Origin of the sequence: Bacillus sp. FSL K6-0972, assembly GCF_037976035.1 — a bacterium.
GTDB lineage: Bacteria > Bacillota > Bacilli > Bacillales > Bacillaceae > Bacillus > Bacillus haynesii.
Genome location: NZ_CP150260.1, coordinates 2,600,934 through 2,612,638 on the forward strand (window position 1 = coordinate 2,600,934; position 11,705 = coordinate 2,612,638).

General features: G+C 45.9%; 11 protein-coding genes. 1 reads left to right on the top strand and 10 read right to left on the bottom strand.

The annotated features are described in order from the left end of the window. The first annotated feature begins 96 nt into the window (after window positions 1-96). The gene (locus MKX80_RS12930) at window positions 97-351 is read left to right on the top strand and encodes a DUF2627 domain-containing protein (protein ID WP_154994135.1); all 255 of its coding nucleotides are present in this window, start codon (window positions 97-99) and stop codon (window positions 349-351) included. Between the two features lie 258 nt (window positions 352-609). Here the strand turns inward: MKX80_RS12930 and MKX80_RS12935 are convergent, their stop codons facing one another. From MKX80_RS12935 to dxs, 10 genes are all read right to left on the bottom strand, one after another. Next, entirely contained in the window at window positions 610-1,335 is a 726-nt protein-coding gene (locus MKX80_RS12935) for a glycerophosphodiester phosphodiesterase (RefSeq protein WP_182070401.1), read from the bottom strand. 133 nt (window positions 1,336-1,468) lie between these two features. After that, on the bottom strand, window positions 1,469-2,077 hold the full coding sequence (locus tag MKX80_RS12940) for an N-acetylmuramoyl-L-alanine amidase (protein ID WP_234113235.1): 609 nt from the start codon (window positions 2,075-2,077) through the stop codon (window positions 1,469-1,471). Window positions 2,078-2,124: 47 nt separating this feature from the next. Further along, a complete protein-coding gene (locus tag MKX80_RS12945) occupies window positions 2,125-2,445 on the bottom strand; it encodes a membrane lipoprotein lipid attachment site-containing protein (RefSeq protein ID WP_154994143.1) in 321 nt (106 codons plus the stop codon). A gap of 522 nt (window positions 2,446-2,967) precedes the next feature. Next, the gene (locus tag MKX80_RS12950) at window positions 2,968-3,537 is read right to left on the bottom strand and encodes a serine acetyltransferase (RefSeq protein WP_182071007.1); all 570 of its coding nucleotides are present in this window, start codon (window positions 3,535-3,537) and stop codon (window positions 2,968-2,970) included. Window positions 3,538-3,829: 292 nt separating this feature from the next. After that, window positions 3,830-4,630 carry a sporulation transcription factor Spo0A gene (gene spo0A / locus MKX80_RS12955; RefSeq protein ID WP_154994145.1) on the bottom strand — a complete coding sequence of 267 codons (801 nt, stop codon included), beginning with the start codon at window positions 4,628-4,630 and terminating at the stop codon, window positions 3,830-3,832. A gap of 289 nt (window positions 4,631-4,919) precedes the next feature. After that, complete coding sequence (gene spoIVB, locus MKX80_RS12960; protein ID WP_154994153.1) at window positions 4,920-6,236, bottom strand: SpoIVB peptidase; 1,317 nt, start codon at window positions 6,234-6,236, stop codon at window positions 4,920-4,922. Between the two features lie 147 nt (window positions 6,237-6,383). Continuing rightward, the gene (recN, locus tag MKX80_RS12965; RefSeq protein WP_182070399.1) at window positions 6,384-8,114 is read right to left on the bottom strand and encodes a DNA repair protein RecN; all 1,731 of its coding nucleotides are present in this window, start codon (window positions 8,112-8,114) and stop codon (window positions 6,384-6,386) included. Window positions 8,115-8,145: 31 nt separating this feature from the next. Then, complete coding sequence (gene argR, locus MKX80_RS12970) at window positions 8,146-8,595, bottom strand: transcriptional regulator ArgR (protein WP_003183369.1); 450 nt, start codon at window positions 8,593-8,595, stop codon at window positions 8,146-8,148. Window positions 8,596-8,759: 164 nt separating this feature from the next. Beyond that, window positions 8,760-9,605: a TlyA family RNA methyltransferase gene (locus MKX80_RS12975; RefSeq protein ID WP_154994148.1), complete on the bottom strand. Its 846-nt coding sequence runs from the start codon at window positions 9,603-9,605 to the stop codon at window positions 8,760-8,762. Further along, window positions 9,602-11,503 (bottom strand): 1-deoxy-D-xylulose-5-phosphate synthase, encoded by a 1,902-nt coding sequence (dxs, locus tag MKX80_RS12980; protein WP_182070398.1) that lies wholly within the window; start codon window positions 11,501-11,503, stop codon window positions 9,602-9,604. Before dxs ends, MKX80_RS12975 begins: the two co-directional genes overlap by 4 nt. Window positions 11,504-11,705: the final 202 nt, after the last annotated feature.

Sequence of the window (11,705 nt, forward strand, 5' to 3'; positions counted from 1 at the left end):
ATTTGCACAACATCTATGTTATCATGTTTTCCTTTCTTGACAAACTTTTTTTTCAATTAGACAATAAAGGAAAATCATTGGTAAGGGGATTCGTGTATGGGGAGAATGATCGCACTGCTCGTTTTGCTGATCCCGGGAGGCTTGGCTGCTCTCGGAATTAAATTGATGCGCGACACTGTTTTCGGCGTTTTGATCAGCCCGTTTCAGATCCTTTGGCTTCAGGGGCTGGCGGGGTTCATATGCTTCGGAGGCGGCCTTTATTTATTAGGCGGATTTATTCTATACAGAGACAGAAAACGCAACCAAGTAAGCCCCCGTTTCAGAAAAAAGCAGAGCGGCCGCGAGGTGTGATCTCTGTGAACGGAAAGCAAAAAGCCGCAGATATTGTCTGCGGCTTTCAGATTGTTGACAAAATCCCAAAACGGCTCTTAGTTTTGGGATTTTGTCATCCTTTCAGCGTGATTGAAAACCCTTGCAGTCTAGGAAGGCCGAGCATCGGAGCGGAGCGAATGTTGAAATTCGTGAGCACCGACGCGCAGGCCTAACAACGAATGCGAGGGTTTGTCGACACGCTGAAAACCGCAGATATTGTCTGCGGCTTTTTTCATGTCACATCTCGGCCTTTAATTTTAACGCTTTTTCGGGAAAATCGGTGAAAAAACCGTCAATTCCCGCAGCAATCAGCTTTTTCATCTCCTCTTCACGATTGATGGTGAACGGCCTGACTGCTTTTTGTTTTAAATGGGCGTTTTTGATCGTGTCATCCGACATTGAACGGCGATACGGATGAAACCCTGAAGCCGGAATCATTTCAATGTACTCCTCTGGCTTGTAAATGACATCCATGTAAAGCGCGGCCAATTCGATACTTGGGTTCAGTTTGCTGCATAACGCAAGGCTTTCATGATTGAATGATGAAAGAATGATCCGGTCTTGAAGGCCGTACGCATCAATCATCGACATCACCTTTTCTTCCATTCCTTCATAGCGGATAATGCTGTTTTTCAATTCCACATTGAGAAGAAATTCAGCATCTGCCGCCCACTCAAACACTTCTTCAAGGGTCGGCACCGGAACAGAACCGGTCTTATCGGCAAAGCGGTGGCTTGCGTCTCCACGCTTTATCTCCTCATATGTAAGATCTTTCACATATCCTTTCAGCGAAGTCGTCCTGTCAAGCTTTTCATCATGTATCACAACAAGACGTCCGTCTTTTGCCATTTGTACATCCAATTCGATGCCGTCTGCACCGATGGCCGCCGCGTGCTTAAACGCCGCCATTGTATTTTCGGGAAAAGTTCCGGAAGCCCCTCTGTGTGCAAATATTTTCGTCATTTCTAGTTCACCTCTACAAGAATTGCAAGTTTATATCTCATTATGAAGGTCTTACTGTTTTCTTTCCACATATAAGGCCTTTTTTAACATAAACATAACACAAGAACCCCGGTCATATACCGGGGCCCTTCTGTTATTCATAATAAGATACGACAGCGTCAGCAATCGCGCCTGCAGCTTTTTCCTGATATTCCGGACTTTCGAGTTTATCTGCATCCGTTTGATTTGTAATAAAGCCCAGTTCGACTAAAACACTTGGCATTTGAGAATGTTTGATGACATAAAACCCTGATTCTTTTACACCTCTGTCCCGAGTGCCCAGCGCATCCGGAAGCCGTTCTTGAATGTTAGACGCCAGCCGTTCGCTGTCAGCGGCTTGATACGTAGAATCGAAATATGTTTCTGTACCTGACGCTTCAGGGACGGCCGAGTTTGCATGAATGCTGATCAACAAGTCTGAAGCATTCCTGCTCGCTTTGGCCACCCGGTCTTCCAGTGTCAAAAACGTATCATCCGTTCTTGAGGCGACCGTGTCGGCTCCGTCTTCCTTCAGCTTTTCATCAACCAGCTTTGCCACTTCAAGGTTGACATCTTTCTCAAGCAGCCCGTTTCCGACCGCACCGCTGTCTTCGCCCCCGTGACCTGCGTCAACATATACCGTCTTCCCGGAAAGCGGCTCAGCCGCAAAAACAGCTGGAAAAACCGCAATAAACGAAAACAGCAGCAAAACAAAACTCCTCATTAACAGTTTCACGATTTGTTCCTCCTACAATCCCTTTTTGCAAACGATTATTTTTTCTTTTTCATATCTTCAAGCTGTAATGTTCCGTCCTCTGCTTTCGTGTACTTCACTTCCACCTTTGTACCATCCTTGATCCCTTTATATTTGTCCCGTTTTTCGGGAGGGACCTGAAACGTCGTTTCTTTGCCGTCAATATTGACGGCGACGGTATGCTGGTCCGCCAAACCGACAAAGGTGCCTTCTTTCACGAGCGTTTCCTCGCCTGTTCCTTGTCGGCTCTCATCGCCGTTTTGCTCATTATGTTGAGTTGTGCCGCAGCCTGCCAATAGCAGCATAGCGAACAAAACAAAGATGACTCCTTTCTTCATGTCGACCACCTCACCCGCTGAATTTTTTACACCCCGTACCTTATCTTTAATACCCGGGGCTGTAAAGCAGGCCGCTGCAGCAGGTTTTCGCCCGATTTCCCCGTCCAATTCCCCAAGGATTTCCGAATTGTTAGCAGCCATCCGCTCAAAAACGTCTGTGAAAAACGATCTACCCAAGGCGAAAAGTGGTTAGAATCTGGAAGAAATCAGATCTTTTTCATCATTTTTATTTTTTTGTATAAAAAAACGTCTTTTTTCATAAGAAAAAAGACGTTTCATGCGGCTTTCGCTTTATAGAGTCAGTCTATGACAGCAATTCACCGGGCGTGAGACAAACTTTTAAAAATAGACGGATGCACCACAACTGGTGCCGTGCTATGTAGTTTTTGTCAGAACTTGCAGGAAGGCAAGAACAAATACTCTTTTATTTAAAACATTTTTTAAAGCCCGCCTTCTTCATGACAAGCATTTAGTCCTTCATAGCGGATGATTAGTAGCCTGCTCCTTCCGCAGTTCTCATGCTTATATTTGCTGCTGCACAGCCTGCTTCCGGTCCCTTGTTGACGGCGCCTCTTTAATCTTTTTGGCAGGCACACCGGCTATTGTAATGTTTTCCTCAGTGAAAGATTTGTTGACTACGGCGTTTGCGCCAATCGAAATGCCATCGGCAATGTGAATGCTGCCAAAGAGCTTTGCTCCCGGCCCGATCCAGACATTGTCTCCGATTGTGGGAACATCGTGGTGAGCATGATTTTGTCCGATGTTAACTCCTTGATGAATGTCACAGTTTGCACCTATTTTTGCATTGCTGTTTACGATGAGCAATCCGTAATGGTTGATTCTCAACCCCGGACCGAAAACATTCACCGGGATGTCAAACCCGAGCTTCAATCCTCTCTTTTTATGCAGATACCGGTAAACATGCTTGAACACCTTGGAATTGACATTGGTGTAATATTCAAGTTTGCGTAAGGCTATCTGATACTTCCAAATATCATCGCCAAACCATTTAGGCCTTTTTCGACTTGAGATTCCTAACGCTTTCTTGTCTTGTTCGAGATAATAGCGAAGATCTGTTTTCGAAAAGATCATCATACCACCCGCTTTTTTCATACTTTTAACTCGAGATTGGCTTCGAAGGCCTCTTAAATCTTCCGTTTCCTATATTTCATCATATAATAGTTAATCTTGTATAAAAAGTGTCTATTTTACAATATATTGGCACTCTCAAAGCGAGGGGTGATTTTACATAATATTCACTGTTTTTGCAGCGCAACCAGAACATTTTCGCAAAAAAATAACCTCGTCTGCATAAGACGAGGTCTTCAATAACACCATTCGGTATAAGCCGTATAACCACCATTAAACCCTTGTCACAAGCAAGTTAAGAAGCCTTATGCTCCAGTCTCAGCTTGTCTGCGACCATCGCGATGAATTCTGAATTGGTCGGCTTTGCTTTTGACATGCTGACTGTGTAGCCGAAAAGTGACGAAATCGAGTCGATGTTGCCTCTGCTCCATGCGACTTCGATGGCGTGGCGAATCGCCCGTTCGACGCGGCTTGCAGTCGTGTTGAATTTTTTGGCGATATCCGGATAAAGCACTTTTGTAATGCTCCCGAGCAGTTCGATGTCGTTATACACCATGGAGATGGCTTCTCTCAAGTATAAATAGCCTTTTATATGAGCGGGTACGCCGATTTCGTGGATGATGGTCGTGATGCTGGCGTCCAGGTTTTTCTTTGGCGATTCCGCCTGCGGCCGAAGCACACTGCTTTGAGAAGACGGGGCACGGTGTGTCAATTGAGATCCGTTTCCGCTGACCTGGCGGATATGACCGACTAAGTTCTCCATGTCAAAAGGTTTCAAAATAAAATACGACGCGCCCAAATCTACAGCTTTTTTCGTCACGTCTTCCTGGCCGAACGCCGTCAGCATGATGACATTCGGCTGTTTTTTAAGCTGCGATTCCCTCAGCCTTTCAAGAACGGCCAATCCGTCGAGATGAGGCATGATAATATCAAGCACAAGCACGTCGGGCTCCTTGTCTTTAAACAAAGAAAGACATTCCTGTCCGTTGTATGCGACACCAAGCACTTCCATGTCGCTTTGTCCCTCGATATATTCGCTTAATAGGCCAACAAGCTCCCTGTTATCATCAGCAACACATACTTTAATTTTCTCCACGTTTCTTCCTCCCCAATGTGTATGTTGATAAATTTCATCATTCTTTTTCTAATATGTTTAATTCGACAGCACCACTTTATTCCCTTTTTTTAAAAAGGATTTTTCCAATAATAGTGGTATGTCTAGCTTTTTCTCCGTTTTTTTCTGATTTTCTAGATTTTTCGACTTAAAATGCGACTTGACAAACCGGGGAACGTGAATTTGTCGAAAAATCTTTTCTTCTTTCATTTTAACGCACAACGCTCAAGAAAAAAAGGCGAAATCAAAAACTGCCGGAGGAATCCGGCAGTCAGCTTGCTTTTTCTTTTTTATAAATATCGATTCCCGCTTCAGACAGCATCCATTCAATATGCACGCCGTATCCGCTCGTCGGATCATTGACGAAAACGTGGGTTACGGCGCCAATGATCTTTCCGTTTTGGATGATCGGGCTTCCGCTCATCCCTTGAACGATGCCTCCTGTTTTACTCAACAGCCTCGGGTCGGTGATTTTCAGCACCATGCCTTTTGTGGCCGGAAACTTCTGAGGTGTCGTACTGACGACTTGAATATCGAATTTCTCGACTTTGTCGTTCTCAATAACCGTTAAAATTTGGGCAGGGCCTTCTTTTACTTCATCTGAAAATGCAATCGGAATGGCTTTGTCAGCGATGCGGTTTTTGATTGACTCGTGAAGCGTTCCGAAGATCCCGAATGGACTGTTTCTGTTGATATCGCCGATCACTTTTCGTTCTGATGCGAAACGGGCCAGTTTCTCTCCGGGATTTCCGCCTGTTCCTTTTTCAATCGAGGTGACGGTCGATTTTACGATTTGCCCTTTTTCAACAACGATCGGTTTTTTCGTATCCATGTCTGAAATCACGTGACCAAGCGCTCCGTATTTTTTCGATTTCGGCTCGAAAAAAGTCATTGTGCCGATTCCCGCGGCAGAATCCCTGATATATAAACCGATTCTGTATTTGTCTTCAGCCTGGTCTTTTTTCGGAACAAGCTTCGTTTTGATTTCCTGTTTATCTCTTTTAATCGACAGATGTAAGGTTTCTCCTGTTTTCCCGGCCTTTTGAATAAAAGGGGTAATGTCATTCATTTTTTCGATTTTCGTGCCGTTGATTTCGGTGATAATGTCGCCTACCGCGATTCCGGCTGCTTCACCGGGCGATTTTTTACCTTCAGAGGTATTGATTTGATGAAAACCCACGACCAAGACACCAACGGAATGAAGCTTTACACCAATAGACTGCCCGCCGGGAACCACTTTCAAATCAGGCAGGACATTTACTTTCGTTTTTTTAACTGGAAATCCGGCAAAATCATAAACGAGTTCTGCCTTTCCATTCTTTTCACCTTTTATTTCCACTTCGTTTTGATTTTCTTTCAATGTGAATGCTTCCGATGAAACATCTTTCGGAGTACTGACGGATAAGCTCGTTTCAACCGCACGGGTACCCGTCTCAAAAATGTTCAAGTTTTTTGGTATTACAATGTATTCTTTCACCGGTTTGTAAAATCCTACACTTATTAAAGAAACAAGGAGAATCATACCCACAGCTTTTCTGATTTTTTCAACATCCACCTTTTCACTCTCCTCGCACCTAACCCACACCATATAAATTTCTTTCGCTACATTCATTACTTTTGCCTTCCGGACAGCGATTTATAACTGTGAACGGAAGAAAAACATTGGATAAAATGATAAGAATGAGTTTGTATAAGAAAATGCCGACAAAAAAATAAGCTGTTCAAGATGAACAGCTTATCCGCTGGTTTTGACGAGCTTAGCTTGATTCAAAAGTTCTTTCGCATGGCGCTTCGTCAAATCCGTTACTTCAACGCCGGCGATCATCCGGCCGATTTCCGTGATTTTTTCCTGTTTTGACAAAGGTGTGACGCTTGTCGTCGTTCTCCCGTCTTTCGACTGTTTCGTGATCAAAAGGTGGGTGTCAGCCATCGCGGCCACCTGCGGCAAGTGGGTAATGCATAAAACTTGGGAGCCGATCGAGACGCGGTGTATTTTTTCAGCGATCGCCTGCGCGACTCTTCCGCTTACACCTGTGTCCACTTCATCGAAAATGATCGATGTGACATCCTGCTGAGCGGAGAAAATGCTTTTCATCGCCAGCATGATTCTTGACAGCTCTCCTCCCGAAGCAACTTTTGACAAAGATTTGAGCGGTTCTCCCGTGTTTGTAGAGATCAGGAAACGGACGTTGTCAATGCCGTGCTTTGTGAGCTGAACCGGCATTCCGTTGACGACGGGTGCATCATCATCCCGTTCCGCTTTTTTCACATGAAATTCCGTATCGAATGTCGATTTTTCCATATACAGATCTTTCAGTTCCTGCTGAATCTGTTTGGCCAGTTTTTTCGCCCATTTTTTTCTGATTTCGGACACATTGGCGGCTTCAATCGCCACATCCTTGCCGATTGATTCGAGGCGGGATTTTAAAGCCTGCAAATGGCTGTCCCGGTTTTCGATCCGGTCGATTTCTTCCTCTATCTTAGCCGAATAGGCTTGGATATCTTCGACAGTAGCACCATATTTGCGTTTCAGCTGTTTGATTTCGTTTAAACGCGATTCGATATAATCGAGGCGCTCGGGGTCGTATTCGAGCTCATCCAGCATATTTCTGATCTGAAAGGTTGAATCTTCGAGAATGTAGTACGCATTGGCTACGGATTCAGATACTTTATTGAGCCCTTCATTGATGCCTGAGACGTTTTCAAGCTCGCTTGAAGCCATGCCGACCCAGTCAAGCCCGGCCTGCTCGTTGCGAAGCGCATTATAGGCATTTTGCAGCGCTTCATATATTTTTTCGAAATTTGCAATTTGACGGCGCTCTTCCTGAAGAAGTTCATCCTCTTTCGGCTCAAGGTTTGCAGATTCGATTTCATCAAGCTGGAACTGTATTAAATCGAGCCTGTGAGCCATTTCCTGCTCGCTTTCAGAAAGCTCTTTCACCTTTTTCATGACATCCATGTAGCGGCTGTAAACTTCCTGATACGCTTTTAAAGCATTCTCGATTTCTTCTCCCGCAAACCTGTCCAGAAGCTGAAGATGGTGCTCGTCCTCCATCAGCAGCTGATTGTCGTGCTGTCCGTGAATGTCAAGCAGCAGTCTGCCGACTTCCCGCAAAGCGGCAATGGTGACAAGTTTTCCATTGACGCGGCAGATGCTCTTGCCGTTTGCGTTAATATCTCTCCTCATGACGATCATATCATCTGAGGCCTCAATCCCCAGTTCTGTGCACAAATCAAAAACCGGATGGCCGCCGTCAAGGAGGAAAAGCCCTTCCAATTCGGCCCTTTTTTCGCCATACCTGACATATTCGGACGATCCGCGGCCTCCGACAAGCAAAGAAACGGCGTCGATGATGATCGATTTTCCGGCCCCTGTTTCACCGGTTAGAACCGTCAGCCCTTTTTCAAAGGAAACGGTTAATTCTTCGATAATGGCAAAGTTTTTGATCGATAATTCAGCTAACAAGCTTTCATGACACCTCTTTTCAGGCCTTCGTTTATAAAAGCTCCAATATTTTCTTCTGTACGACTTTGGTATCATCATGCGTCCGGCAGATGATCAAAATAGTATCATCTCCGCAGATCGTTCCCATGATTTCTTCCCAATCCAAATTGTCCATCAGCGCCCCGATGGCCTGCGCGTTGCCCGGCATTGTTTTTAAAACGATCAGATGGCTGGCGGAGTCGATTTTGACAAATGCGTCCATCAATGATCTTTTTAATTTGGAAAGAGGATTAAAGCGCTGATCAGCAGGCAGGCTGTATTTGTAGGAACCGTTGTTTGTCGGCACCTTAACCAAATGAAGCTCTTTAATATCCCGCGAGACGGTGGCCTGTGTCACATTATAGCCGTCTTTCTTTAAAATATCGACAAGCTCATCCTGCGTTTCAATTTCATTGGCGGTGATAATCTCCCTGATTTTAATATGCCTTTGACCTTTGTTCATTTCACACCTCGTTTTATACACAAATTGTGTATGTTTATACATTTATGTTAAATGATTTTGTCGCAAAAGTACATGTTTGCAGTAAAAAAGGAATAATAGCTCACTATTATTCCTTTTTGCGTGCCGGCCAAACCCTCGCATTCCCGTCTGGCCTGCAAGGGTTTTTAATCACGCTGATCCGGTTTTTTCGCTTTTAATGTCTTGTGAGCCTCTTCGACAATTTGATTGATCATCTCTTCTGCTAGCGGCGTTCCGGGTTGCGCCTCTCCGCCCCAATGCAAATGGAGAAGAAATTCGATGTTGCCGTCGCCGCCGGTAATCGGAGAAAACGAAGCGTTTCGGCAGTCGTATCCTTCTCGAGCCGCAAACCGGCTGATGTCATCAAGCACAGCTTTATGGACGAGAGGATCGCGGACGATCCCTTTTTTCCCTACAGATTCCCGCCCTGCTTCAAACTGCGGTTTGACGAGCGCGATACAGTCGCTTCCCGGCACTAAAATGTTTTTAAGCACGGGCAGGATGATTCTCAGCGAGATAAAAGAAACATCGATCGTTGCGAACTCCGGCAGCCCTTCCGTAAAATCGGCAGGTGTGCAATACCGGAAATTGGTGCGTTCCATCACAACAACCCGCTCATCCTGCCTCAGCTTCCAGGCGAGCTGATTATAACCGACATCAACGGCATATGAGCGGAGAGCGCCGTTTTGCAGCGCGCAGTCTGTAAAGCCGCCGGTGGACGAGCCGATGTCAATCATCAGCTTGCCTTGAACGGAGAGCTGAAACTCTTTTAATGCTTTTTCAAGTTTTAATCCGCCTCTTGAGACGTATTTTAACGGGTTTCCTTTAACGGTCAGCGGAATCGTGCGGTCGACCTTTTCGCCCGGCTTGTCCAGTCTGTTTTCATTCGTATAGACGATGCCGGCCATGATGGCCCTTTTCGCTTTTTCCCGCGTTTCCATTAACCCTCTTTCTACTAATAAAACATCGAGCCGTTCTTTTTTTCCTGTCATGATCCAATTCCTTTATGAGTCTTTACGGGCGTCAAGAGTCTTATTCGTCTGATGACGTCTTCTTTTGTCATTCCGATCTCTTCCAGAAGCTTGGCGACGCTGCCGTGTTCAATAAATTGATCAGGTATCCCCATTCTGTCAATGATCGGACTGTATGACTGATGTTCATGGGCATACTCAAGGATCGAGCTGCCGAATCCGCCTTGAAGCACAGCCTCTTCGATCGTTAAAATCGGAAGCCCCTCGTTCAGGATTTCCTTCAGCATGTTTTCGTCAAGCGGCTTGATAAAACGGGCGTTAACCACTCTGACCGAACGGCCTTCTTTTTGCAGCTCCTCCGCGGCAGCAAGCGCCATCGGAATGGTCGTGCCAAACGTTAAAATGACCGCGTCTGTTCCAGGCCTCAACACTTCCCACGTTCCGATCGGGATCGTTTTCAATTCTTTATCCATTTTGACGCCGAGTCCGTTTCCGCGCGGAAAGCGCATGGCAATCGGGCCGTCGTCGTATTTGACAGCCGTGTTGACCATGTGCTGGCCTTCGTTTTCGTCTTTCGGCATCATGAGAACCAAATTTGGAATATGCCGTAAAAAGGCAATGTCAAACACGCCCTGGTGTGTTTCCCCGTCAGCGCCGACGAGACCTGCTCTGTCAATGCCGATAAATACATTTAAGTTTTGCCGGCAGATATCATGGACAACCTGGTCATAAGCGCGCTGAAGAAATGTCGAATAGATCGCCAGAAACGGCTTCATATTCTGAGTCGCGAGACCCGCCGCCATCGTTGCCGCATGCTGTTCCGCAATGCCGACATCAAACATGCGCTCCGGAAACTCGCTTGCAAATCCTTCAAGTTTTGAACCGACAGGCATGGCCGGAGTAATCGCCACAATCCGTTCATCGTCGCGGGCAAGCTTCCTGACCGTTTCGCTTACGAGCGAGCTCCATGATGGTGCAGCAGCTTTCGGTTTGACAAAGTCACCGGTATCGATTTTATATGGGCCGGTTCCGTGCCATGTGCCAGTTTTATCGGTTTCTGCAGGCTTATAGCCTTTTCCTTTTTTCGTAATAACGTGAAGGAGTACCGGGCCTTTCGTTTTCTTCGCATACTGCAAGTTCTCAAACAGTTCATCATAGGAATGACCGTCTACAGGCCCTAAATACGTGAATCCAAGCTCTTCAAAGAACATCCCGGATACCAGCAGATATTTAAGGCTGTCTTTGATCCGCTCGGCTGTAGCGGCAAGCTTCCCGCCCACAGCAGGAATCCGCTTGAACAAATACTCGAGCTCATCTTTGACCCATTGGTATTTTCCGGCTGTGCGCAGCCGTCCGAGCATGGAATGGATCGCTCCGACGTTTGGAGCGATGCTCATTTCGTTGTCATTCAAAATGACAATCATGTCTTTTTGTTCATGGCCGATATGGTTAAGCGCTTCAAGTGCCATGCCACCGGTCAGCGCACCGTCTCCGATGATCGGGATGATATATTCGTTTGTCCCTTTTAAGTCTCTCGCAGCCGCCATCCCCATCGCACCGGAGAGAGAAGTCGAGCTGTGGCCCGTTTCCCAGACATCATGTTCGCTTTCATTCCGTTTTGGAAAACCGCACAGTCCTTTATGCTGACGCAGCGTGGCGAAGTCCTTTCCGCGGCCAGTCAACAGTTTATGGACATACGATTGATGCCCCACATCCCACAAAAACTTATCTTTCGGGCTGTTAAATTCTTTATGCAATGCAATGGTAAGCTCGACAACGCCGAGATTCGGACCAATGTGCCCTCCGGATTCGGAAAGCGTTTCAATTAAAAAACGGCGAATTTCAGCGCTCAAGCTTTCCAGTTCTTCATTTGAAAGGTTCTTCAAAAATGCAGGGTCCTTTATCGATAACAGATCCAATCGGATCAACTCACTTTCAGCATGATTTCTGCAAGTATGCGCCTTGCTTCGTTTTAGGTTTTCAGCTTGAATTATTATATGATGAATTCATCCCCATGCGCAAACTTGCATATGCGGACGCTTCGTTTGAAAAAACAGCCGCTAACACAACGTGATAACGGCGCGGCGTTTTAGAGTTCAACTCTCTACATTTTATCATAAT